This is a genomic window from Bacillus sp. JNUCC-22, assembly GCF_018861275.1.
GTDB lineage: Bacteria > Bacillota > Bacilli > Bacillales > Bacillaceae > Bacillus > Bacillus velezensis.
In genome coordinates, this window is sequence record NZ_CP076408.1 from 816,160 (window position 1) to 840,501 (window position 24,342).

A 24,342-nucleotide genomic window follows, 5' to 3' on the forward strand; every position below is an offset into this window, starting at 1 on the left:
GCCGGACACGTTATGTGTGAGGCCTAAAGGAGGTTTGAGACGTGAATACACAGCGTGCGAAAGACATTTCAGAATCCGCCGCCATGGCGTATGTGACGTACGAAGGAGTTCCGATTTATATTCAGCATGTCAACGAAGACAAGGAAACAGCCAGAATTTTTCCGATCGGAAATCCGCAATTTGAGCAGGAAGTGCTGCTTTCTGATTTACAAGAGCATTTTTGAGAATGGGTCTGCTGATGACAGCAGGCCTTTTTCGTACCTGTGGGAACTTTCCCGCTTTTTGAGAAAAATAACTAAAAATGATTAAATGATCTAACTCCTCCAAACCCGGTACAGATCGGACCTTCTCATGATATAAATAAAATGTAAACGTTATCAGAGGAGGGCTTCACATGACAGACAAATCATTCTCAATCGTTATTGCAGGCGGCGGCAGCACATTTACCCCCGGAATTGTATTAATGCTTTTGAATCACCTGGAAGAGTTTCCGATCAGAAAGCTGAAACTTTATGACAATGATAAAGAAAGGCAGGAGCGGATTGCGGGTGCGTGTGAGGTATTTATAAAAGAAAAAGCGCCGGACATTGAATTTCTGGCGACTGATGACCCAGAGACGGCTTTTACGGATGTTGACTTCGTCATGGCGCATATCCGCGTCGGAAAATATGCGATGCGCGCGCTCGATGAACAAATCCCGCTGAAGTACGGCGTGGTCGGCCAGGAAACATGCGGGCCGGGCGGAATTGCATACGGCATGCGCTCTATCGGCGGTGTTCTGGAGATTCTTGATTATATGGAAACGTACTCGCCCGACGCATGGATGCTGAATTACTCCAATCCGGCGGCGATTGTGGCCGAAGCTACACGGCGCCTCAGACCGAATTCAAAAATATTGAACATCTGCGACATGCCGGTCGGAATTGAGGATCGCATGGCGAACATCCTCGGATTATCTTCACGGAAAGAAATGAACGTCCGTTACTACGGCTTGAACCACTTTGGCTGGTGGACGTCCATCACAGACCGGCATGGCAATGATTTAATGCCGAAGCTGAAAGAGCATGTCCGTGAATATGGCTACGTTCCGAAGACGGAGGCCGAACAGACTGAAGCAAGCTGGAATGACACATTCAAAAAAGCGCGCGACGTACAGGCGGCTGATCCGGATACGCTTCCGAACACATATCTGCAATATTACTTATTCCCGGATGATATGGTGAAAAAATCAAACCCGAACCATACGAGAGCCAACGAAGTCATGGAAGGGCGGGAAGCTTTCATTTTCAGCCAATGCGATATGATTACGCGCGAACAATCGTCGGAGAACAGTGAAATTAAAATTGATGATCATGCTTCCTATATCGTCGACCTTGCCCGGGCCATCGCTTACAACACAGGGGAGAGAATGCTGTTAATCGTTGAAAATAACGGCGCGATCGCAAACTTTGATCCATCAGCCATGGTTGAGATTCCTTGTCTCGTAGGCTCAAACGGACCGGAACCGCTCTCAGTCGGGAACATACCGCAATTTCAAAAAGGCCTGATGGAACAGCAGGTGTCTGTCGAAAAACTGACGGCTGAAGCGTGGGAAGAGCGGTCATTTCAAAAGCTGTGGCAGGCGCTGATCCTGTCAAAAACAGTGCCGAATGCCCGTGTGGCAAGACTGATTCTTGAAGATCTGATGGAGGCTAATAAGGACTACTGGCCTGAGCTTGATGTGAGTCCGTCTCCTATTTCCTGATGACAATCTTCCCCGTTTTCTTTATCTGTTATTCTATATAATAGAAAGAAAACGGGGGGATTTTTGGGATGAGTCTTGAAGAACTGGTTAATCAGCATTACGCGAAATTAAATGACAACGATTTTTATATTTTAAAATATATATTGAATCATAAACATACGTGCTACCATCTCGGTATCAATGATATGGCGAAAGCCTGCAATGTCTCTCGGTCTTCCATCCTGCGGCTCGCCCAAAAGCTGGGCTTCAGCGGCTACAGTGAATTCCGGGTTTTTCTGAAATGGGAGGATCAGCCTGAAGAGGGCGAGAATATGACGTTTGAAAAGCTGCTGGATGATATTGAAGCCAATGTAAAATATGTGAAGTCAAAAGATATGACGGAGATGTGCCGGCTGATAGATGAAGCAAAACGGATTTTCGTTTACGGATCGGGGACGGCTCAGAGGGTGTGCGCCCGTGAGCTGCAGCGGATGTTTGTATCCCGGCGGAAGTATTTGATTTTAATTCAGGACATCACAGAGTTTGATATCATGTGTGATGATTTTAAGGTTGATGACGTATTCATCATTATTTCTTTATCAGGCGAAACACCCGAATTAATTCCGCAGGTAAGGACCCTGTCCGCAAAGGGAGTTCCGTTTATTTCAATCACCAATCTGAAAAACAACGTACTGGCGCAAACGACGCCGTATAATCTTTATGCGACCAGCAAGCCGGTGACGTTAAGCGATAAAACGGAAATCGTCGCATTTGCCCCGTTTTTTCTGGTGGGCGAAGCGTTATTCCGTGCATATGTTGATTATAAAGAGCTCGAAAATTTTGATAAATAGCGGGAGGTCACGTGAAATGATGCAAAAAGTCCAGCGCTTCGGCAGCGCGATGTTTGTGCCTGTTTTATTATTTGCATTTTCCGGTATTATTGTCGGTCTGAGCACGCTGTTTAAAAATAAAACGCTGATGGGGCCGCTGGCTGATCCTGACGGGCTTTGGTATCAATGCTGGTACGTCATTGAACAAGGCGGCTGGACCGTCTTTAATCAAATGCCGCTCCTGTTTGCGATCGGCATACCTGTCGCCTTAGCGAAAAAAGCGCAGGCGCGGGCCTGTTTGGAAGCGCTTACAGTTTATCTGACATTCAATTACTTTATCAATGCGATTCTGACGGTTTGGGGCGGGGCTTTTCACGTCGATATGAATCAGGAAGCCGGCGGAACGAGCGGGCTGACGATGATCGCCGGCATCAAAACGCTTGATACGAATATTATCGGCGCCATCTTTATTTCATCTATTGTCGTGTATTTGCACAATCGTTATTTTGATAAAAAACTGCCGGATTTTCTGGGGATTTTTCAAGGATCTTCATACATCGTTATCATTTCTTTCTTCATAATGATACCGATTTCACTTGCGGTGGCATACGTATGGCCGATGGTTCAGTCCGGAATCGGCTCGCTGCAAAGTTTTCTCGTTTCTTCCGGGGCGATCGGCGTGTGGATTTACACGTTCCTGGAGCGGATTTTAATTCCGACCGGCCTGCATCATTTTATTTACTCGCCGTTTGTTTACGGTCCGGCTGTGGCTGAAGGCGGTATCGTCACCTATTGGGCCCAGCATCTCGGGGAATACTCTCAAAGCGTCAAACCGCTGAAAGAATTGTTCCCGCAGGGGGGCTTCGCGCTTCACGGCAACTCGAAAATCTTCGGCATTCCGGGAATCGCGCTCGCTTTTTACGCCACGGCTTCAAAGGAAAAGAAAAAAATCGTCGCCGGCCTTTTGATCCCGGTCACCTTGACGTCCATTGTAGCGGGAATTACAGAGCCGATTGAATTTACATTCCTTTTTATCTCGCCGTTTTTATTTGCGGTTCATGCTTTGCTTGCCGCTTCCATGGCAACCGTCATGTATATGGCCGGCGTCGTCGGAAATATGGGAGGCGGTTTGATCGAAGCTGCGACCTTGAACTGGATCCCGCTGGCGTCAAGCCACGGCTTGACGTATGTATACCAGATCATTATCGGGTTGTGTTTTACCGCTGTTTACTTTTTCGTCTTCCGTTTCCTCATTCTCAAATTCAACATCGCCACACCGGGCAGAGAAAAAGAGGAAGGGCAGGAAACAAAGCTCTATTCGAAAAAGGAGTACAGAGAACGGAAGCAGGCTTCAAAAGAAACAGCGGCGGCAGACGAAACACAGCGGGATACAGCCGCTTTGTATATTGAAGCGCTGGGCGGAAAGGACAATATTACGGAGGTCACCAACTGCGCCACCCGTCTCCGCGTCACTGTCGCTGATGAATCAAAGGTCAAAAGTGACGCCGATTTCAGAGAGCTGGGAGCCCACGGCGTCGTCAGAAAAGGCAGGGCGCTTCAGGTCATTGTCGGATTAGGCGTTCCGCAAATGCGGGAGCGTGTCGAGAAAATATTGAACGGTTAAAATACTGCAGCAGCAGACTATGTGCAGAGCGCTTGTTAATCCGGCGCTCTTTTTATGTTTTGAAAAAATGTATGAATTTGTCATACCTTTGCCACCTGTACATGCAGGAGTGAAAATGAGGGGGTGCAAAAAACGAAATGACTTCTGCGGTATTTTAAATAGCAATTAACAAATAGGAGGCAAGGCAATGACAAACTATACGACTTTCTTAGGACTTTACAAACCCGATAAAGCCGAAGGGATTGAAGTTGAAAGCATTGCTCAAAACTTTGAAGCGATTGACAGCAAAATCGGTGCTGCGCTTAGCAATGGCACGTCAACTTATGAAAATTTAAACGAAAGACTTAACATGTATGAAAACAGATTTGAACATGTGACAGAGCGGAACGTTATGGATTTTGGAGCTAAAGGAGACGGCGTAACGGATGATACGCAGGCATTTCATGATGCCATGGCCGACGGAGGTTATGTCGTAACAGTTCCCGCGGGTGTATTCAGAACATCGGGATTGTTTGTTCCGTCAAATACAATGCTTGTCGGAGCAGGCAAGAAAAGAACGGTCATTAAATTATTAGACGAAACACCGGTCGGCCATTCTGTTCTGACCAACAGTGATTATACGAACGGTAATGAAAATATTTACGTCGGCCATCTCACTTTGGATTGGAACAAGGATACGCGTCCTTCCGGCTGGAAGATTCCGAAAGGCCCCACTTCAAGCTGTTTGCTTTTTGCGAATGTTGACTATTCTTTTGTCGAGCATGTGTTTGCGAAGAACGCCGGCCTGCACGGCTTTGATTCTACAAGCCCGAACTATAACAGACATGGAGAAAAAGATGATCCAACTTATTATCAGCCCAACGGCTGTAACTTTGTAACGTTTTCACATTGTGAAGCAACAGGGTCCGGGGATGATAACTTTACTTGTCACTTTGGGAAACACACGACTTTCAGTCATTGCCTCTCTTATCATCCAATGGGGCTAAACGATGGAACTTCTAACACGAACTGTTTTGAAATTGATGACGGCTCTCAAGACGTAATGATTGATAGTTGTATCTCAATTGGAGGAGTCCGAGGCTTTGAGATTAAGGCACACGGTTATGCACCGGCTGCGAAGAGAGTACAGCTTGTTAACTGTCGCGCATACGAAAATGCCATTGGATATAGCATTCGCCATATCGGTCACCACACAGCAAGCGATCCTCAGTCAGCGACAGCCCATGATGTGCAGCTTGCGAATTGTATCGCATATAACCCTAAGCCGAATGATCTTTACAAAGGGGCGGGTCCAAACGCGTTGCAAATCTCCGGATATGATGGTGTGAGTGTTGTGAATTTCCATGCTGTTTGTGATGATAGTTCAATTGATTATAAGGGTAATTCGGTAGTCAGCGTATTTTATAAAGGACGCTTAATTAGCTTAAAGAATATAACCATTCGCGGATTTAAGACTGCAGACAATGATTTATATATTGTCGGCGGGGATAACTCAGTAGGAAAAGTAATGGTGGATGGTGTCACCTTGATTGACTCCGGAAAAAAAGGAGTTGCATTTGGCAGCGGAATGTACGAGTCTGTTGTTAGTAATGTTTGGGGACAGAGATCTCCAAAAAATAATAGCGGGACAGTTGGAATTTATTCCTCAGATCCAGATCTTAATGTATCCAATTGTGATTTTTCAGGTTATGAAACTGACTTTAACATTGGAGGAGCAGTCACTCCTTATTTCTTATTCAAACATAAAGGAAGCGGGGTCATTGGCTCCCGTGAATCTCACGCTACAGGCAATAATAATTTTGTGGCTGGTTCTGTTCGGGGAAGAGCAACCGGAGCGGCTCAATCTTCAGTGCTTTCTTCGTACAATACAATTAATCCGAATTCAGATTCTGTAGCACTTGGCTGGGGTGCCGGCAGCACTCCGTCATCAGCCAACAGAAAGATTGAGCTTCACGCAAAAGAAGGAACAATTAAGGCTACGGGAGGCGTAACAGGTTCCTCGACATTCTCTGACTACGCCGAGTATTTTGAAAGCCTGAGAGGGGAAAAGATTCCGACGGGAACACTTGTCACACTTGAAGGTGATAAGATCAGACCGGCTGAAAAAGGTGACCTCATGCTTGGGGTCATTTCCGAGACCGCCGGAGTGATTCTTGGTGAGTCGAGTTTTCACTGGTCGGGACGATACGTAAAGAATGAATTTGGCGGCTATGTTTATGAAGAACAGAAAGATGCGAATGGCCATACGGTCATGGCGCCAAAGGAAAATCCGGACTTTCGGCCTGAAGAAGACTACGCTTCAAGAGAAGAGAGAGACGAGTGGAACATTGTCGGACTCATCGGCCAGGTATATGTCAGATGCGATGAGACTGTGAAAGCGGGAGATTTTATTCACGCTCATAATGGGATTGCAACAAAATCTGATGCTCCAAACCAGCGCTGGCAGGTCATGAAAGTGATCAATGAGTTTGATGCTGATAAAGGATTCGGGGTCGCTCTCGTTTTTATTCGTTAAATGAAATGACACGGTATGAATGATCATCTGACTAGCGGACGTCTTTTAAAGGCTCCGCTAGTCATTTTAAAATAAAAGGCTCCGGTTCAGGAGCTGGTAAAAAGAAAAGATAAGACAGTCTCCATATATCTGCACGCCTCATTCCCACAATTTTTATCCTCAATGATATTTCCGTTTTTTTTACACAAAGTACATAATAAAAGTGCAGGTTCAAGGGTTAATCCTTTATTCATTTAAGACAAACAAATAAAATAAATATACATACATATTGAACAAAGGATTTGGAGGCTTACACATGTCAAAGGCTTTATCATATGTAAAACCGTATTCTCTTTTGGCGGGAATCGCTCTGTTTTTCATGCTCATCGAGCTTGCGGTAGAGCTGCTACAGCCCCTGCTGATCGGGAAAATCATTGACGAAGGAATTTTAAAGCAGGATCTCGGAACGGTTTGGCTGTGGGGCGGCGTGATGATCGGACTGACCGCTGTTTCATTCGCATCGGGAATTTTAAATTCATTCTACTCCGCCCACATCAGCCAGAGCTATGCGTATGATACGCGAAAAGGGCTTTTTCAAAAAATTCAATCCTTCTCTTATTCGACGTTTGCGCAATTCTCATCTACATCGTTTATCACACGGCTGACAAACGATGTGACACAGGTCCAAAATATGCTTTTCATGAGTCTCCGGTTTATGCTTCGTGCGCCGTTAATGATCGCGGGCGGCATTATTCTCTCGCTGACCGTCAATGCGAAACTCGGATTTTTTCTGCTGATCACGGTCCCGATTTTGCTTTTGTTTTTGCTGTGGGTGCTGAAAAGAGGCGGCGCGCTGTTTCGGTCCGTGCAAAAGCGGCTTGATCAGGTCAACACGATCATGCAGGAAAACCTGACGGCGATCAAACTGATTAAAGCGCTCCTCCGTGCAAACCACGAAGTGAAACGTTTTTTGAAATCGAATACGAAGCTGATGGAAAAAACGGTCTCCGCGTTTCGTCTCGTGGAAGCGGCGATGCCGATTTTAATGCTGCTGATGAACATTTGCATTTTGTTTATCTTATGGTTCGGCGCCAAAAGCATTGCTCAGGGCGGAGTGCAGGTCGGCGATGTCGTTTCCGTCATTAACTATGCGACGCGGATTACAGGCGCGCTGTCCGTCCTTCCTTTTCTCATCATGGTATTTTCCCGGGCGAAGGCTTCCGGAGAAAGAATCGGCGAGGTGCTGGAAACAGAAGGCGGCGAGGGAACGGGGCAGGACCCGGCACGGGCGCTTGCAGGCGGGATTGAGTTTCGCGAAGTGTCCTTCCGCTATCCGGGCATGGAAAAAGACGCACTGCATCACGTGTCCTTTTCAGCCAGCCCGAAAGAAACGGTTGCCATTATGGGCGCGACAGGTTCAGGAAAATCAACGCTTTTTCAGCTGATTCCGCGCCTGTACACGGCTGATTCGGGCAGTATTTTCATAGATGGCAAACCGATCGGTGAATTCTCCGCTTGCGGGCTGCGCAGGGAAATCGGCTATGTTCCGCAGGAAGTGCTTCTGTTTTCGGGCACCATCCGTGAAAATATCGCCTGGGGGCGGGAGGATGCTTCACTAGATGAAGTAATGGAAGCGGCCAAAGACGCGCAAATCCATGACACGATTATGAAGCTGTCAAACGGATACGACACGGTGCTGGGACAGCGGGGCGTCAATTTGTCAGGCGGGCAGAAGCAGCGGATTTCCATCGCGCGCGCTTTTATCAGAAAGCCGTCCCTCCTGCTGTTAGATGACAGTACGAGCGCGCTTGATCTTCAAACGGAAGCGAAGCTTTTACAAGCGATCAGATCCTATGAATGCACGACACTGATTATTACGCAGAAAATAACGACTGCGATGAAGGCTGACACCATCTTATTGCTTGAAGACGGCGAACTGCTGGCCAAAGGCACGCACAAAGAGCTGATGGCACAGTCTCATCTGTACCGGCAGATTTATGAATCACAATTCGGAAAGGAGGGAGCTGACAATGCAAAAAGACATTCGTAAACCTTTCCGATATCCGAAAATACCGCTCAAATCGAATGAAGGCGGCAGAAAACGCGCGAAAGCAAAAGATACAAAAGGCACGCTGCGCAGAATCTGGTCTTATGTAGCCGAGAAAAAAGGGCTTTTAACCCTTGTGATCATCATGGTAGTCATAAGCGCCATATTCGGCCTGCTCGGACCGTTCGTCATCGGGAAAGCGATTGATCATTTTATCGTCGGACAGACGACAGACGGATTGGCGGGGGTGCTGTTCATCCTGTTTGGGATTTACCTCGTGCAATCATTGTCCTTATGGTTTCAAAACTATTGGATGATCAATATCTCGCAAAGCACCGTGTTTAAAATGCGGAGCGAGCTGTTTACCCATCTGCATGAGCTGCCGATTCCGTTTTTTGATAAACAGCGGCTCGGGGACTTAATGAGCCGGGTCACCAATGATATCGAAAATGTCAGCTCCACTTTAAATACATCCGTCATTCAAGTGCTGTCGAGCGTCATTACATTCGTCGGCACAATCTCCGTCATGCTGTACATGAGTCCGCTTTTAACATTGATCACGCTTTTGATTATTCCGATCATGCTTTTGAGCATTAAATGGATCACCAACCGGACGGGGTTGCTGTTTAAGCAGCAGCAGAAAAACCTCGGCGAGCTGAACGGTTTTATTGAAGAGTCGATATCAGGGGCGAAGGTCATTAAAGCCTATTCGAGGGAAGACCGCGTCATGGAACAATTTTTAGAAAAAAACGCGGCGTTACAATCATCGGGGTTTTGGGCGCAGACGATTTCGGGATTCATTCCGAAAGTAATGAACTCTTTAAACAATTTAAGCTTTACGATTATAGCGGCGGTCGGCGGGCTGTTTGCGCTGAAGGGGTGGATCTCGATCGGTTCCATCGTCGTATTCGCCGAATATTCGCGGCAGTTCACGCGCCCTTTAAATGATTTAGCTAATCAGTTCAATACGATGTTATCGGCCATCGCCGGGGCTGAACGGGTGTTTGACGTGCTTGATGAAAAAGAGGAGCGGGAAGATGAAGAGCATGCGCTGTACCAGCCGATCAAAACGGGAGAGATTGAATTCCGAGATGTCTCCTTCGGCTATCAGGAAGACAGCCTGATCTTAAAACACCTGTCCTTCAGCGTTCCGAAAGGACAGTCAATCGCCTTCGTCGGACCGACCGGAGCGGGTAAAACAACCGTTACGAGCCTGATCGCCCGTTTTTACGAGCCGAATAACGGAAAAATCCTCATTGACGGAACGGATATCAAAAAACTGACGAGATCCAGTCTGAGAAAAAACATGGGGTTTGTCCTGCAGGATTCCTTTCTCTTTCAGGGCACCATCAGGGAAAATATTCGTTACGGCCGTCTGGATGCTTCTGACAAAGAGGTGGAGGCAGCCGCAAAAGCCGCCAATGCCCACGGATTCATCGAACGGCTCCCGAAAGGCTACGATACCGTCCTTACCCAAAACGGCGCGGGCATCAGCCAAGGACAAAAACAGCTCATTTCCATCGCGAGAGCTGTGCTGGCGGACCCGGTGCTGCTCATTTTGGATGAAGCGACGAGCAACATTGATACAGTGACCGAAGTGAAAATACAAGAAGCGCTCGGCCGTTTAATGACGGGCAGAACAAGCGTCATCATCGCTCACAGGCTGAACACGATTCAAAAAGCCGATCAGATTCTTGTGCTGAAAGACGGCGAAATGGCTGAAAAAGGAACCCATGCCGAACTTCTCAGCCAGAACGGGTTTTACCGGGAATTATATGAAAGCCAGTTCCGGGAATCATAGATAGGGAAAAAGACCTCCGACAGAGTGCGGAGGTCTTTTTTTCGCGAAGGCAAATAGTACTTTTAAGTTATTTTCGTTAAATGTAACAAAATTACTTGACGTAAATAAGTTATGTATATATACTAGCTTACATAAAGTAAGTGATAATAATTTTCAAGGAGGATTTTATGAATAAATCATTCGAAACAGGAACACTGCTTTTAAGGGTTGTAACAGGTATTATCTTTTTTGTTCACGGTTTATCCAAGTTTCAAGGGTTGGAAGGAACTGCGCAATTTTTCCAGAGCATCGGGATTCCGGCCTTTATGGTCTATGTCATCGCGACGATTGAGCTTGTCGGCGGGGTTCTGATCTTTTTCGGTTTGGCAACGCGCATTATCGGCGTTCTGTTTGCCGTCACATTAGTCGGCGCCATCTTCACGGCGAAGCTTTCCTCACCATTTATGGGCGGATCGGAATTTGATTTCATCTTACTGGTTGCGTCAATTCACTTAGCGCTTTCAGGAAGCCGTCTGCTTTCATTGGATCAGCTCCTTTTCAAATCAAAAAAGGGAGAAACTTTTTCAGCATAAGAAAGAAGGCGTTCAAATGACCGGCATTCATCAAGATACGGCAATCGGTTATGTCAAATTGACCATTAAAAATATGGAACGCTCGCTCGGCTTTTACCGGAATGTAATCGGCCTTCAAGTCATCTCGCAGACAGATCGTTCAGCAAGACTGTCAGCAGACGGAAAACGCGTCCTGCTGGTGCTTGAAGAAAACCCAAGCGCCGTCGTTCTGCCGGAGCGGTCTGTCACCGGCCTTTACCATTTCGCGATACTTCTGCCTGACCGGAAAGAACTCGGCATCGCATTGGCCAGGCTGATTGAAAACGGCATCGCGCTCGGTCAGGGGGATCACGCGGTCAGTGAGGCTCTTTACCTGTCTGATCCGGACGGCAACGGTATTGAAATATACGCCGATCGTCCCCGCAGCACGTGGCGCCGGGATGCAGAGGGCAAATATGTCATGCAAACGGCGCCCGTCGATGTGGACGGGCTTTTGGAAGAAGCCGGAGCTGAACGGAAAAGCCGTCTCCCAGAAGGAACCGTAATCGGTCACATCCATCTTCATGTGACGGATTTACAGGAAGCCAAAGCGTTTTACACCGATATCCTCGGTTTTGACATTGTCGGCAATTACGCGGGCATGTCCGCTCTGTTTGTTTCGGCGGGAGGGTATCACCATCACATCGGTCTGAATATATGGGCCGGAAAACATGCGCCGCCGAAACCGGGAAACGCAAGCGGGCTGGATTATTACACCATCGCGCTGCCGCATCAAGAAGAGCTGTCACGTGTGACAAAAGCGCTGACCGATGCCGGCTTTGAGATCGAAGAAAAAGAAGAGGGCGTATTCGTCAAAGACCCTGTATCAGGGGCGGATATCGCATTTACACTGTAAGAAACAAACCTTGCCGTCTAACCGGCAAGGTTTTTTATTTTTCTGAAGTTTTCTTGGGAAGGTTCGGGAAAGAAGAACGTCGATTTGCAATATACACACGGCTTTTGTGTGACTGAAGAGAGCGAACATCTCAGTGAGGCTCAAAATGACGCGTGGAGCCCGTCATCGCCGGCCCAAGCTCAGAGCATCCGCCGGATTGAAAAAGCTGTATGGGCAGACTTTGAATAGAAAAAGGCAAAAGCCGCATCCGGTCACAAGATGCGGCTTTTTATACACAATTTACAATTGTGTGAAAAATACCCAAAATAAATTGTTCTTCCTGATTCTTCCTGATATGATAAGCCGAAAAAGGAGAACCTGAACAAATGAACTCAAATGCAGCACAGACGGAACAGTCTATGAAGCATAACGGAAACCGGGTGACGGTCAAGGACTTTATCATTCTTGCCAAACCGGGGATTATCATCTCAAATTCACTCGCCGCATTGGGCGGATTTTGGATCGCATGGCTTCAGTCGGAAAGGACGGGCGGAGGGCCCGGTATATTTGCCGCCATGGCGGTTGCTATGATCGGAACGGCGTTGGTCATGGCATCAAGCACTGTTTTTAATAACTTTTTTGACCGCGGCATGGACGCAAAGATGGCGCGAACCCGCACCCGCGCCAGCGTCACGGGGAGAATACCGCCGCCGGTCATGATCCTGTACGGCACATGTCTCGGCGCATGCGGATTCATCATGCTTGCTTCGCTTAATGTACTGACCGCCGTTCTTGGCTTGCTTGCATTTTTGCTGTATGCCGTCGTTTATACGCTTTGGTTTAAAAGACAATCCGTCTGGAGCACATTTGTCGGCAGCTTTCCCGGGGCGGCTCCGCCTTTAATCGGTTATTGCGCGCTGACCGGGTACATTGATATGCCCGCGATTTTGTTATACGCGATTATGTTTTTGTGGCAGCCGCCGCATTTCTGGGCGATCGGAATCAGGCGAAAGGAAGAGTATCGTGCCGCCGGCATTCCGCTTTTGCCGATCATAAAAGGCAACCGCGCCACAAAAATAAAAATGCTGCGCTATATTGCCGTTCTGACTGCGGTTTCGCTGCTCGTTCCTCTTTATATAGACGTCAGCCCGTTTTATACCGCGTCCGCTCTCCTGCTCGGGGCCATCTGGCTGTACCGGAGCGTCAAAGGCTTTCAGGCGGCGGATGACACGCAATGGTCGAAGGGGATGTTTTTTTATTCGATTGTGTATTTCAGTCTGCTTTTTCTTATTTTAATGGCTGATTCGTTTATCAATGCGGTTCTCAGAACGTAAACAGGCGGCTTGCAGATACAGAGCCGCCCCGTTTTGTTTATGCTTTTTTGATGAGAGCCAAAATATCTTCAAGCCAGGAAATATAATTCCGTTCCCGCTCAAGCGCTTTTGTCAGCACGAGATAATGGCCGAAATCAGGAGAAGAAAAAGAATCCGCCTCCGCGGACGATGTCATCAGTTCTTGATAACTGTTTTCCAGATCGGACAATTTCTCCTTCCGCTTTACGAGCTGATCGGTGAATAGCTCATCCGCTTCTTCCTGCGTCAAAGCTGAGATGAAATAAGCCTTCAGCATAAATTCATCCTTGACCGTTTCCGGAATCGGGTCTTTTTTCGTCAGCCAGGCAGCAAGCTCCAGATCTCCCTTGTCAGTCAGCGTGTACATTTTTTTCTCAAGCTTCGTTCCTTGAATCGCAGTGCGAAACGTAATAAATCCCTCAGCCGTCAGTTTTTTTAATTCCGGATAAATCTGGCTGTGCTTTGCGCTCCAAAACTGGCCGAGCTCTTCTTTAAAATAGCTCGATATATCATATCCGCTCAATTCGCCTTTTCGCAAAAGCCCTAAAATCGCGTACTTTAAAATTCTCATGTTGCCCTCCAAGCCATTCATTTGACAGCTAGTATACCATACGGCCGCTCAAAAACGCAGAAGTGCCGGATGCTTGTAATTGAATCTGCGGCGGCAAAATCAGCGAAAATATGCAGAAAGGGGTTATCGAAACGGCAGCAGAACTGGAAAAAGCCTTTCTCATGTCTTTGCCTCATTCATATGACAACATGATATAATCATTGTAAAAATTAAGAAATAATGGGAGGGACATATGAAGACGGTGATTGTGTATGCAAACCCGGATGAGAACAGTTTCAATGCGGCTCTCGTAAAATACGTCGTCATGGCTTTAAAGGACAGCGGCCAAAGCTATACGGTCATTGACTTATACGCCGACCAATTTGATCCCGTGCTGAAGTACGGCGGCGAAAAAAAGCGCTCTGACATGAACCGGGACGCTGAAACGAAGAAATACCGGAAACTGATGAAAGAAGCGGATCATCTCATTTTCATCTACCCGCTGTGGTGGGGAGGCGTTCCGGCGATTATGAAAGGCTTTTTTGACAGAGTGCTTGTCGCCGGAGAAGCCTACACATATGAAAACGGCCGCGTAAAAGGACTGCTCCGGGCAGAGACGGCACAGGTCTTTTATACGGCGGATTCCCCGGGCTGGTACTTAAAGTGGTTCCGGAAAAACTCGGACTGGATTACGCTGAAAAAAGGCATTCTGCAATTTTGCGGCATTCAAAAAGCCGAGCGGAACCTTTTTTCTGTCGTCAAAACGAGCACACCCGAGCTGCGGGAAAAATGGCTGCGCCAAGCATACGCTAAAGTCCGGCGCGCTTGTGAAAAAGGAGCGGCCGCATGCAGATAAAAGAAATTTTCGTGATTCGCTGCCTGTCCTGTTTAAGTGTGGTTCTGCTTCACGTAGTTTCAATGGTGCTGATGATTCAGGAAGAGTCCTTAGCCAGTGCCGCCCATACGGTTGATGCTTTTCGGACCCTGTTGATGTTCAGCACGCCGGCGTTTATCTTTATTTCGGAATTTCTGCTTGCCAGGTCATACCCGGGAGGCGTTCCCGCGGGTTTTTTAAAGAAAAGGGGCAAAGTCATTTTCGTGCCGTTTCTGTTTATTGCCGCGGTGGATGCCATTTTAATGAAAAGCGTGGCGGAAGAAGGAGCCGGCTTCGTTTCAGTGATCGGTAAATTTTTAGAAAATGTGTTTTTAGGAAACTTCATCGGCTACTTCATTCTTGTGATCTTTCAATTTTACATTCTCCATATGCTGCTGCACCGCTGGCTGAACAACAAATCTCCCATGTGGGTGCTGTCTGTGTCGTTTATCATCAACGCCGTCTATCTGGCTTACTTTTCCATCTTTCATCCGCCGGCATCATCGGGGCTTGATTCTATTTTTCCGTTCTTTTGGGTTCCGTTTCCGGGCTGGGTGTTTTATTTCTGTCTGGCATTTTATTGCGGAAAGGAATATCCGCGTTTTTTATCGCTAATCAATCAGTACCGTTATGCGGTTTACTTCAGTGCGGCCGTATCGGCACTATTGATTGTGGCCGTTTCATATATCAGCGGCGGCTCCATTTCCTCTAAGCGTCCGGATATTATGATTTACGCGGTCAGTATGATCTTTCTGTGTTTTCATCTGTTTTCAAAGCTCAAAAAAGTGCCCGCGATTGTGATGATGATCAGCAACTATTCGTTTTCAATCTATCTGTTGCACTCCTACTTTTTAATCAGCGGATATCTTCTGGAAGGCTATTTGCGATCAATGCCTTTGCCGGCTGCCATCCTTCTTTTATTTTTGATCTGCACGCTCGGTCCCATTTTCGTATCTTGGGTGTGCAACCATTTCAGATACGGATACCTGTTTGTCGGGAAAGTGTATCAGCCGAAGCAGACCAAAAGAAATACGGCGGCGCATCAAGGCCGCACAGTCTGAAAAAAAGGCGGCGTTTCAGCCGCCTTTTATGATACGGAAGTTGTACATAACCTGCAAACGAAACCTTCCGCGGCAAGCCGGAAGCGAATGCCAGGCAAGCAGTATCGGGCAGCCTATCCCTAATTTTAATAGCGCTTTCACTGTAAGGCTGAAGACCCCGCCTGCGGCCGTTTTGACGGATGCATTTATGACAACATAACGCCATCGATTTTCTCCCTTGTGAAGACCGATATATTGTATACTTATAGGAAATACTTTCAAAAAAAGTGAAAAAGAGAAAAACTGTGAGCTTGGATGAACGACTAAAAAGGAGCGGGGACATTATGAATGACTGTGTCAAAACATTCGGAGAACTTCCGGACGAACTTTATTCCTTTGCGGGAGGAAAAGGAAGCATTCTCTCTAAAATGTATCAAAGCGGGTATCCTGTGCCTGAAGGGTTTGTGATTTTGCCGTCTGCCTTTCAGGACGGACAGCTGCGCCATCAGGCGAGAGAGGCTGTTGATCAATATGTGAATTCCATCCGCAGCCGCCATGCATCTGCGTTGTTTGCCGTACGATCATCCGCGCTGAGCGAGGATTCCGCTCAGGCTTCCTTTGCCGGAGAATTCGATACGGTGTTGAATGTCAAAACAGATCAAGACATGTCCAGGGCGATTGATGAAGTCCGCCGATCGGCACAGTCTGATAGGGTAAAAGCGTACAGCGCCGTTCAGGGAATGGAAGATGAGCATGAAATCGCAATCGTCATCCAGCTGATGATACCGTCTGAGATATCCGGAGTGCTGTTTACCGCAGATCCGATTACGGGGAGCAGGAGGGAGATGACAGGCAATTACGTCTACGGTCTCGGGGAGCAGCTCGTTTCCGGGGAAGCCGATGCCTATTCTTTTAAACTGGCACGGCCCAAGAAAAAATATGACGGCCCCGGGGAATTTCGCAAATATGCGTCAAAGCTCTATAAACTGGCGAAAAAGCTGGAAAAAGATCTTGGAGGGCCGCAGGATATTGAATGGGCCGCTGCGGGCGGGACATTGTATATTCTACAATCCCGCCCGATTACGACCTTACAAGCCGGAAATCTGGAAACCTATGAATGGAATGATTCTTTCAGCGGGGATTTTTTATGGACAAACACAAATATAGGAGAAGCGATTCCCGATGTGATGACGCCGCTGACATGGTCGCTCCTCCGGAATCTGGATGAAGAGTCGGGCATCATTCCGGGTTATTATGTCTGGTCCGGCAATATTTGCGGCAGAGCCTATAACAATATGAGCCAGCCTCTTTCCGTTCTCGCCGCTTTCGGTCTGAATCCGAAAGGCGGAAAAATAGGAAAAATGATGAGCGATACATTGGGAGAAATCCCGGCGGAAATGAAAATTCCTTTATATCCGTTCTCAAAGTATGAACTTTTGAAGATCATCTCGAAAAAACTGAAACCGTATCTGTCGAAAATGAAGCACGCGAAAAAAAACATGTCCTCCTACTTGGACGAATCGCCGGAGTGGTGCCGGAATATTGAGGAAAAGCTGAAACGGGCCGAAACGGAGCGGACATTATTAGCGATATGGAACAATGAGATCTATCCGTATTTATGCAACGCGTGGTTTGCGTTAATATCCGGCGGGCGTGATTCTGCGCAATCCTCTTCGTCGTTAACCTCTCAATTAACAAAACTCGCAGGGATAGAAGATGCGAATCTCCTGCTGTCCAATCTGAGGGGAAAAGGCGGACTGGCCAGCCTGGAGCCGATTATCGGCATTGATCAAGTCATGAAAGGCCGTATGAGCGAGGAAGAATACCTCAGGAACCAAGGTCACCGTGGCCCGCATGAATACGAACTTTCCATACCGCATCCGGGAGAAAACCGGGATTGGCTGACGAAGCAGATCAAAGAACACAAGGAGTCGGGTATTGATGCCGAACAACTGCTTTTGAAACAGCAGCGGTCGCATGAACAGGCCTTCCGAAGATTTGAAGAAAAGTATCCTCATAAGGTCAAATGGCTCAAAGCCAAAATGGAAAAAGCGTCAGAATACGCGAATATTAGAGAAACAACCAGATCCGAATTTGTCAGGGTGTACCGGACAGCCAGAGCATTCGCGCTCAGAGCGGCGGAAATGACCGGCATGAAGGACGATATTTTCTTCCTGTATCTGCATGAAATAACCGATCTGCTCGCGGGGAAAGAGCCGGCGGTTGCGTCGATTCAAGCGAGAAAGCAAAACTATGAAACCTATAAAAAACTGCCGCCGTTCCCATCCGTTATTAACGGAAGGTTCAATCCGTTTAAATGGGCTGAGGATCCTGACAGAAGAGCGGATTATTACGATGCTTTTATGCCTGCGGAAACTGATGATGCGCATACTTTAAAAGGTTTCGCGGGAGCGGCCGGGAGAGTGGAGGGCATTGTCCGTGTCCTTGATACTCCGGAAGACGGGGATTCTTTTGCGGCGGGGGAAATTTTAGTGACGTCGACAACCAATGTAGGCTGGACCCCGCTTTTTCCAAGAGCGGCTGCTATCATAACGGACGTCGGCGCCCCTTTGTCCCACGCGGCGATCGTCGCCCGGGAACTTGGGATTCCTGCCGTTGTAGGGTGCGGAAATGCAACGTCAAAACTGAAAACGGGGGACAGGGTGGCCGTTGACGGCGGGCAAGGCATCGTCCAGCTGGAACCGCGGCAGACTCCGGTCACTTCAGAAGAGGAAAATGGTAAACTGATAGAATAAAAACATGGGAAAGGAGCAGCGCATGAATAAAGCAGTTATTAACGGGGAGCAAATCAGAAGTATGAGCGACCTGCACCAGACATTGAAAAAGGAACTTGCCCTTCCTGAATACTACGGTGAAAACCTTGACGCTTTATGGGATTGTCTGACCGGATGGGTGGAATACCCCCTCGTTTTAGAATGGAGACAGTTTGAACAAAGCAAGCAGCTTACAGAAAATGGCGCCGAGAGTGTGCTTCAGGTCTTTCGTGAAGCGAAAGCGGAAGGCTGCGACATCACCATCATACTTTCATAATACGAGCAACGGGAGAGAGACAAAAATGGAAAAACAAACCCTCAGCTATCCGATTGGAGAATATCAGCCGGCTGAATCGATTTCGGCCGGACAGAAACAAGAATGGATCAATGCGCTGGAGCACGCTCCGGCCAAACTGAAACAAGCTGTCAGAGCGATGTCGGACAGTCAGCTTGATACGCCGTACCGCGAAGGGGGATGGACTGTCCGCCAAGTGGTTCACCATCTGGCGGACAGCCACATGAACGGCTATACCCGGTTTAAATTGAGCTTAACGGAGAATGAACCGGAAATCCGCCCTTATGATGAAAAAGGCTGGGCCGATCTTCATGATTCTAAAACCGCCGCTTGCGGGGATGCGCTTGAGCTGTTAACGCTCCTGCACAGAAGATGGGCCGCTCTTTTGCGCTCCATGACGGAAGCCCAATTCAAACGGACATACTTCCATCCTGTATCTAAAGAGACGGTTACGCTGGAACAGGCGCTCGGGCTATATGTCTGGCACTCTGAACATCACATCGCCCATATTACTGAGCTTTCCCGGCGGATGGGCTGGCATCTGTCTTAGAGGATGCCGGCTTCCGGAAATACGCCAAAACCGCCGCAGACACAATCGTGCATAATGAAATGACGGCGGCTGCCGTATAAAGATGGTGGTAGCCGCTGGAAATGCCCGCTTCAATCGCATCAGAAACCGCTTTTTTGACGGCGGGAACGGGGATTCGGCTTACCTGCTCCTGCAACGAAGAAAGTCCGCCGCCGATATCGGGCATTTGCGCCTGATCAGCGGGAATTCCGCTTTTCGCTAAACGGTTTTTGATGTCATCTCCGATCCGGTCAAAGCCCGCTGTAATGAAGCCGGCATATAAAGCCGGAGCGAGCGTCAGCCCGACCTGCCTTACGAGTGACAGCGTGCCGAGCGCTGTTCCTTTGTTTTGGCCCGCCGTTTCTGATACAAGCACATTCAGCGGAGCCCCGAGCAGAAATCCGAAACCGATCCCCGCAATGACACTCGCTGTGACAAATTCCCATTTATCCGTCACCCATAACGGAAACAGGCTGAAGCCTGCAAATGCGATGGCGCCTGATACAACCGCGGAAAAGACCGGCCCTTTTTTATCCGTGATCGCCCCGCCGAGCCACGCTCCGATTCCTGACGCCAACGCGAGCGGCGTCATCCAATAACCCGCTTTCTCCGCCGATACATGCAAATATTGCTCCGCATAAGAAGGAATAAAAATGACCGCAGCGAGCAGCCCTCCCGATAAAAATCCGATGACGAGCGTCCATTGAAACACTTTATTTTGCAGCAGCGAGTAGGCGAGAATCGGATCGCCCCCTCGGTTTTCAACCCGCTTTTCGACTTTAAGCAGCACCAGAAAGAGAAGTGCCGCTCCCAAAAGATACCCGTACACCTTTACGTTCATTATGCTTTCTGACAGCTTCGCCCCATCGAGATTCGTGATACCGATCATGCAAGATAAGATCGCAAGAGACAGCAGCATTGTGCCGGCGAGGTCAAGCCGTTTCGCCTCAGGCTCTTTCGTTTCAGCGATAAACAAACCGCCGCACACAACCAAAGCGGCGGCAATCGGCAGGTTAATCAAGAACAGCCAATGCCACGACCCGGTTACATCAAGCAAAAAGCTCCCGATATTCGGTCCGAGGACGGCCGCCATACCGTTCATCGCCCCTAAAAGCCCGAGAGCTTTCCCCTGTTTCTCCTTTGGAAGCACAGCCAGCACATGCGAACTCCCGATAATAAAAATTCCGCCGCCGCCAAGGGCCTGAATGAGCCGTGCCGCCAAAAACATCGGGAAGCTCTGACTGAGTGCGACAAGCAAAGAGCCGAGTCCGAACAGCCCGACTTCAATCATAAACAGCTTTTTCCGCCCGTATCGGTCCGACAGCTTGCCGACAATCGGCACACTGACACTGAGTCCCAATGTGTAAAGGGTCACTCCCCACGATCCCCATGAAGGAGAAACATCAAAAGAGCTGTTAATCGTCGTCAGAGCAGCGGAAATAATTCCGTTGTCCAGCGCCGCCATGAACACACCGATCGTAAAGAGAGTGATGGCCCGGCTCTGGTTTTTTTCTGTTTGCAATGGCTCCGGCATACTGATCAATCCTCCTGTTTTTAATTCACTTCGAATATATTATTCACTTCAAGTGAATTAAATGTCAAACAAAAAAAGGCCGCCGATACCGGCAGGCCTTTTTCATCTCTATCCCTGTTTGGAAGAATCAAGCGCTCTTGCCAAAATGGCAAGCCCTTGATTGACCGTTTGTTTTTCTTCAGCGGTCAGCGTTTCCAATGAACGCTTCAATTTTACATGTCCTTTTTGATAAAGGCTGCGGAAAATATCTTTCGCGTTTTCCGTTAATTGAACGACGACTGAACGGCGGTCTTCTTCTGACGGAGCGCGTGTAATGAAACATGATTTTTCTAAACGGTCAAGCAGCCCCGTCGTATTTGAAAGGGAAGCGCCCATTTTCTCCGCTATGTCACTCACCTTAAGCGTCCCGTGGTTGTTCAGAAGCATCAGCACCTTCATTTGCGGCATGCTCATATCAAGCTTCATCCACTCCGACACATCGCCGAGCCCCGCCGATGTCATCACTTTCATGTACAGCACCCAAATATCCCGTTCCTCAGGAGAAAAAATATCGCCGCTTAATACTGTTGTATCATGCAGGTTATAATCCATCGTCTCACTTCCTCATTTATACTCCTGCATACCATATTACTGATTTTAATCAGAGAAAGAAAGTTGCAGACGAGTTTTGTTTGAATGTGAGGTGGTAGTGTATAATATGTTGGAGATTATTGGGGGAATTATAATAAATAAGCTATTTTATGATGATTGGAGAGAACATTGCTGACTAAAAAGAATGCCTTATCGATATTAAAAGTATTATTTCCTATTGCAGTTTTGCTTTTAGTCATTTATCAGTCCAAAAAGGAATTGACAGACCTTTCTTTTAAACGAACGCTGTACATTATTAACGGGATTGAGCGTTACGATTTATTTATTCTCGTTCTGCTCGGCCTTCTTGCCGTCAGCGCAATGTCCTTTTATGACTTTGTGCTGAAACGGACGCTTCGCCTCAACATTCCGAATTGGAAAGTATTCAGGGTCTCCTTTATCGCCAATTCCTTTAACAATGTCCTTGGATTCGGCGGTCTGGCGGGTGTCGGGCTGCGGACGATGCTTTACAAAGAACATACGAATGACGTAAAACGCCTCGTCGCAGGCATCGCCTGGCTTACGTCCTCAGCGCTGCTCGGGCTGTCCGTCTTCAGTATCCTGACCATCGCCCGGGTTCTGCCGGTTGGAGAGATTACGGGTGAGAAACCGTGGCTGTGGGCTGTTATCGCCGGAGTGGCGCTTATAGTGCCGGCAGCCTTAATCGCCGCTGGGATCAACAATAAAAAAGCTGGCGCAGAAGACGGTGAAGCAAAACCGAGGCATCCGGTTTTTTCTTACATCGGGGCATCGTTTGCCGAATGGTTTGCGGCGGCCGTCGTCATGTATTATTCCCTGTATGTCATGGGAATTCACGCGGATGTCCGCCATGTATTCGGTGTATTTGCCATTGCCGCTATCGGGGGAATCATCAGCCTTGTGCCGGGAGGATTCGGTTCGTTTGACCTTCTGTTTCTGCTCGGCATGCAGAATATGGGCTTTCCCCAGGAGGCGGTTGTGACATCCATCGTCATCTACCGGATTGTGTATTCATTTATTCCGTTTGTGTTCGGGCTGTTCTTTGCGGCTGGCGATTTAACGGAAAATACGCTGAAACGGCTGGAATCAAATCCGAAGATGGCGCCTGCCGTGGAAACGACGAACGTGCTTCTCGTATTCCAGCGCGCTATCTTAATCAGGGTGCTTTACGGTTCGCTGTCGCTTTTGGTTTTCATGGCGGGAGTCGTCGTGCTGGCGTCCGTCGCCCTGCCGATTGACAGGGAGACGGTCATCCCGCATATTCCGCGCCCGGCGCTCCTTGCGTTTAACGCGTTATCGTTAAGCGCGGCTTTGATTCTTTTAATCTTGCCGATTGAATTATACAAACGGACGAAACGTTCTTATTCAATGGCGGTTGCCGCGCTGGTCGGCGGTTTTGTGTTCAGTTTCTTAAAAGGATTGAACATCAGCGCGATCTTTATTCTGCCTGTCGTCATCGTATTGCTTGTGCTGTTAAAGCGGCAGTTTATCAGAGAGCAGGCTTCGTATACGCTCGGCCAGATGATTTTTGCGGCCGCTCTGTTTATTATCGCCTTGTTTAACTACAATCTCATTGCCGGCTTTATTTGGGATAAAATGAATCGACTGCTGCGCCACGATTATTTCGTCCATAACAATTCGCACATTACATATGCCACGATGACGGCCATTATTGTTGTGCCGCTGTTTTTCCTTTTGTTTACGTTCTTTTATCATAAAAGATCGAAGCCGATCGGAGAAGAGGCCGATCCTGAACGGCTGAAGTCCTTTTTGGCGGAAGAAGGCGGAAATGCGCTCAGCCATCTCGGCTTTCTCGGGGATAAGCGGTTTTATTTCTCAAGCGACGGCAAAGCGCTTTTATTGTTCAGCCAGATTTCCAGAAGGCTTGTCGTGCTCGGTGATCCGTCAGGACAGAGAGACTCTTTTCCGCTTGTGATTGAGGAATTTCTGAATGAAGCGCATAAGCAGGGGCTGAGTGTCATGTTTTATCAGATCGAACGTGAAGATCTGGCGCTGTACCATGACTTCGGCTATAACTTCTTCAAGCTTGGAGAAGAAGCGTTCGTGGATATGGAGGCCTTTACGCTCTCAGGTAAGAAAAAAGCGGGGCTGCGGGCGATTAACAACAAATTTGACCGCGAAGGCTACACATTTCATGTCGGGGAACCGCCGTTTTCCTCCGAGTTTATCGCCAAGCTGAAAGACATTTCGGACGAATGGCTCGGACCGAAAAAAGAGAAAGGTTTTTCTCTCGGTTTCTTCGACCGGGATTATTTGGAACAGGCGCCGATTGCTTACGTGAAAGACGCGGAAGGGGAGATCATCGCTTTTGCCAACCTGATGCCGATGTATCAGGAAGGCGAGATATCCGTCGACTTGATGCGTTATCGGAAAAGCGCGCCGAACGGTATTATGGACGCGCTTTTCATCCGTCTGTTTCTCTGGGCGCAGGAAAAAGGCTATACTACCTTCAATATGGGCATGGCGCCTTTGTCAAACGTAGGAACGGCTTTTACTTCTTTCTGGTCGGAAAGAATCGCGGCCGTCATCTTCAACAACGTCCGGTATATGTACAGCTTCAGCGGGCTGCGGGCCTTTAAAGAAAAATACAAACCGGAGTGGCGCGGGAAATACTTGGCGTACCGAAAAAACAGATCACTGTCCGTCACGATGATCCTCGTCACCCGCCTGATCGGAAAAACCAAAAAAAGACGCCGTTAAAAGGCGTCTTTTTTTTTGAATAATTGACTAAAAATTCTAATTTCTCTCTGTTATACTGAATAACATGATCATAAGGTGAAA

Annotated in this window: 19 protein-coding genes; 16 read left to right on the plus strand and 3 right to left on the minus strand. The window is 48.0% G+C overall.

Features of this window, described 5'->3' with window-relative positions:
- Positions 1–41 precede the first annotated feature (41 nt).
- The 10 genes from JNUCC22_RS04135 (at position 42) to cyoE (ending at position 13,278) form a co-directional block, all read left to right on the plus strand.
- On the plus strand, positions 42–224 hold the full coding sequence (locus tag JNUCC22_RS04135) for an H-type small acid-soluble spore protein (protein WP_003155535.1): 183 nt from the start codon (positions 42–44) through the stop codon (positions 222–224).
- Between the two features lie 170 nt (positions 225–394).
- A complete protein-coding gene (gene glvA / locus JNUCC22_RS04140; protein ID WP_007610111.1) occupies positions 395–1,744 on the plus strand; it encodes a maltose-6'-phosphate glucosidase in 1,350 nt (449 codons plus the stop codon).
- A 68-nt stretch (positions 1,745–1,812) separates the two neighbouring features.
- Positions 1,813–2,574 (plus strand): MurR/RpiR family transcriptional regulator, encoded by a 762-nt coding sequence (locus tag JNUCC22_RS04145; protein WP_007408530.1) that lies wholly within the window; start codon positions 1,813–1,815, stop codon positions 2,572–2,574.
- A gap of 16 nt (positions 2,575–2,590) precedes the next feature.
- On the plus strand, positions 2,591–4,177 hold the full coding sequence (locus tag JNUCC22_RS04150) for an alpha-glucoside-specific PTS transporter subunit IIBC (RefSeq protein WP_108654886.1): 1,587 nt from the start codon (positions 2,591–2,593) through the stop codon (positions 4,175–4,177).
- Between the two features lie 187 nt (positions 4,178–4,364).
- Positions 4,365–6,692 (plus strand): peptidase G2 autoproteolytic cleavage domain-containing protein, encoded by a 2,328-nt coding sequence (locus tag JNUCC22_RS04155; protein ID WP_012117098.1) that lies wholly within the window; start codon positions 4,365–4,367, stop codon positions 6,690–6,692.
- Positions 6,693–6,987: 295 nt separating this feature from the next.
- On the plus strand, positions 6,988–8,721 hold the full coding sequence (locus JNUCC22_RS04160; RefSeq protein ID WP_108654885.1) for an ABC transporter ATP-binding protein: 1,734 nt from the start codon (positions 6,988–6,990) through the stop codon (positions 8,719–8,721).
- Complete coding sequence (locus JNUCC22_RS04165; protein ID WP_063095979.1) at positions 8,702–10,519, plus strand: ABC transporter ATP-binding protein; 1,818 nt, start codon at positions 8,702–8,704, stop codon at positions 10,517–10,519. Before JNUCC22_RS04160 ends, JNUCC22_RS04165 begins: the two co-directional genes overlap by 20 nt.
- A gap of 167 nt (positions 10,520–10,686) precedes the next feature.
- Complete coding sequence (locus JNUCC22_RS04170; RefSeq protein ID WP_012117101.1) at positions 10,687–11,091, plus strand: DoxX family oxidoreductase CatD; 405 nt, start codon at positions 10,687–10,689, stop codon at positions 11,089–11,091.
- Between the two features lie 16 nt (positions 11,092–11,107).
- The gene (locus JNUCC22_RS04175; protein WP_150941078.1) at positions 11,108–11,965 is read left to right on the plus strand and encodes a catechol 2,3-dioxygenase; all 858 of its coding nucleotides are present in this window, start codon (positions 11,108–11,110) and stop codon (positions 11,963–11,965) included.
- 365 nt (positions 11,966–12,330) lie between these two features.
- A complete protein-coding gene (gene cyoE / locus JNUCC22_RS04180) occupies positions 12,331–13,278 on the plus strand; it encodes a heme o synthase (protein ID WP_108654882.1) in 948 nt (315 codons plus the stop codon).
- Between the two features lie 37 nt (positions 13,279–13,315).
- On the opposite strand, the gene JNUCC22_RS04185 is transcribed toward cyoE, so the two are convergent.
- On the minus strand, positions 13,316–13,867 hold the full coding sequence (locus JNUCC22_RS04185) for a PadR family transcriptional regulator (RefSeq protein ID WP_015239418.1): 552 nt from the start codon (positions 13,865–13,867) through the stop codon (positions 13,316–13,318).
- Between the two features lie 232 nt (positions 13,868–14,099).
- Between JNUCC22_RS04185 and JNUCC22_RS04190 the strand changes: the two genes are divergently transcribed.
- The 5 genes from JNUCC22_RS04190 to bstA all read left to right on the plus strand — a co-directional run bounded on the left by JNUCC22_RS04190 (position 14,100) and on the right by bstA (position 19,379).
- Complete coding sequence (locus JNUCC22_RS04190) at positions 14,100–14,702, plus strand: NAD(P)H-dependent oxidoreductase (RefSeq protein WP_007408540.1); 603 nt, start codon at positions 14,100–14,102, stop codon at positions 14,700–14,702.
- Positions 14,693–15,781: an acyltransferase family protein gene (locus JNUCC22_RS04195; protein ID WP_099566504.1), complete on the plus strand. Its 1,089-nt coding sequence runs from the start codon at positions 14,693–14,695 to the stop codon at positions 15,779–15,781. The genes JNUCC22_RS04190 and JNUCC22_RS04195 overlap by 10 nt, the downstream gene beginning before the upstream one ends.
- A 323-nt stretch (positions 15,782–16,104) precedes the next feature.
- Complete coding sequence (locus tag JNUCC22_RS04200; RefSeq protein WP_108654881.1) at positions 16,105–18,516, plus strand: PEP/pyruvate-binding domain-containing protein; 2,412 nt, start codon at positions 16,105–16,107, stop codon at positions 18,514–18,516.
- Positions 18,517–18,538: 22 nt separating this feature from the next.
- The gene (locus tag JNUCC22_RS04205; protein WP_007408543.1) at positions 18,539–18,811 is read left to right on the plus strand and encodes a ribonuclease inhibitor Barstar; all 273 of its coding nucleotides are present in this window, start codon (positions 18,539–18,541) and stop codon (positions 18,809–18,811) included.
- A 25-nt stretch (positions 18,812–18,836) separates the two neighbouring features.
- On the plus strand, positions 18,837–19,379 hold the full coding sequence (bstA, locus tag JNUCC22_RS04210; RefSeq protein WP_022552779.1) for a bacillithiol transferase BstA: 543 nt from the start codon (positions 18,837–18,839) through the stop codon (positions 19,377–19,379).
- On the opposite strand, the gene JNUCC22_RS04215 is transcribed toward bstA, so the two are convergent.
- Both JNUCC22_RS04215 and JNUCC22_RS04220 read right to left on the minus strand, forming a co-directional pair.
- Positions 19,339–20,931 carry an MFS transporter gene (locus tag JNUCC22_RS04215; protein ID WP_108654880.1) on the minus strand — a complete coding sequence of 531 codons (1,593 nt, stop codon included), beginning with the start codon at positions 20,929–20,931 and terminating at the stop codon, positions 19,339–19,341. The genes bstA and JNUCC22_RS04215 overlap by 41 nt on opposite strands.
- 108 nt (positions 20,932–21,039) lie before the next feature.
- On the minus strand, positions 21,040–21,522 hold the full coding sequence (locus JNUCC22_RS04220; protein ID WP_012117110.1) for a MarR family transcriptional regulator: 483 nt from the start codon (positions 21,520–21,522) through the stop codon (positions 21,040–21,042).
- Between the two features lie 168 nt (positions 21,523–21,690).
- Between JNUCC22_RS04220 and mprF the strand changes: the two genes are divergently transcribed.
- Entirely contained in the window at positions 21,691–24,261 is a 2,571-nt protein-coding gene (gene mprF / locus JNUCC22_RS04225) for a bifunctional lysylphosphatidylglycerol flippase/synthetase MprF (RefSeq protein WP_012117111.1), read from the plus strand.
- Positions 24,262–24,342 lie beyond the last annotated feature (81 nt).

Bases quoted from the DNA above. Each gene is read 5' to 3' on its own strand.
- glvA (WP_007610111.1), top strand. From the start codon at position 395: ATGACAGACAAATCATTCTCAATCGTTATTGCAGGCGGCGGCAGCACA.
- JNUCC22_RS04145 (WP_007408530.1), top strand. From the start codon at position 1,813: ATGAGTCTTGAAGAACTGGTTAATCAGCATTACGCGAAATTAAATGAC.
- JNUCC22_RS04150 (WP_108654886.1), top strand. From the start codon at position 2,591: ATGATGCAAAAAGTCCAGCGCTTCGGCAGCGCGATGTTTGTGCCTGTT.
- JNUCC22_RS04155 (WP_012117098.1), top strand. From the start codon at position 4,365: ATGACAAACTATACGACTTTCTTAGGACTTTACAAACCCGATAAAGCC.
- JNUCC22_RS04160 (WP_108654885.1), top strand. From the start codon at position 6,988: ATGTCAAAGGCTTTATCATATGTAAAACCGTATTCTCTTTTGGCGGGA.
- JNUCC22_RS04165 (WP_063095979.1), top strand. From the start codon at position 8,702: ATGCAAAAAGACATTCGTAAACCTTTCCGATATCCGAAAATACCGCTC.
- JNUCC22_RS04170 (WP_012117101.1), top strand. From the start codon at position 10,687: ATGAATAAATCATTCGAAACAGGAACACTGCTTTTAAGGGTTGTAACA.
- JNUCC22_RS04175 (WP_150941078.1), top strand. From the start codon at position 11,108: ATGACCGGCATTCATCAAGATACGGCAATCGGTTATGTCAAATTGACC.
- cyoE (WP_108654882.1), top strand. From the start codon at position 12,331: ATGAACTCAAATGCAGCACAGACGGAACAGTCTATGAAGCATAACGGA.
- JNUCC22_RS04185 (WP_015239418.1), bottom strand. From the start codon at position 13,867: ATGAGAATTTTAAAGTACGCGATTTTAGGGCTTTTGCGAAAAGGCGAA.
- JNUCC22_RS04190 (WP_007408540.1), top strand. From the start codon at position 14,100: ATGAAGACGGTGATTGTGTATGCAAACCCGGATGAGAACAGTTTCAAT.
- JNUCC22_RS04195 (WP_099566504.1), top strand. From the start codon at position 14,693: ATGCAGATAAAAGAAATTTTCGTGATTCGCTGCCTGTCCTGTTTAAGT.
- JNUCC22_RS04200 (WP_108654881.1), top strand. From the start codon at position 16,105: ATGAATGACTGTGTCAAAACATTCGGAGAACTTCCGGACGAACTTTAT.
- JNUCC22_RS04205 (WP_007408543.1), top strand. From the start codon at position 18,539: ATGAATAAAGCAGTTATTAACGGGGAGCAAATCAGAAGTATGAGCGAC.
- bstA (WP_022552779.1), top strand. From the start codon at position 18,837: ATGGAAAAACAAACCCTCAGCTATCCGATTGGAGAATATCAGCCGGCT.
- JNUCC22_RS04215 (WP_108654880.1), bottom strand. From the start codon at position 20,931: ATGCCGGAGCCATTGCAAACAGAAAAAAACCAGAGCCGGGCCATCACT.
- JNUCC22_RS04220 (WP_012117110.1), bottom strand. From the start codon at position 21,522: ATGGATTATAACCTGCATGATACAACAGTATTAAGCGGCGATATTTTT.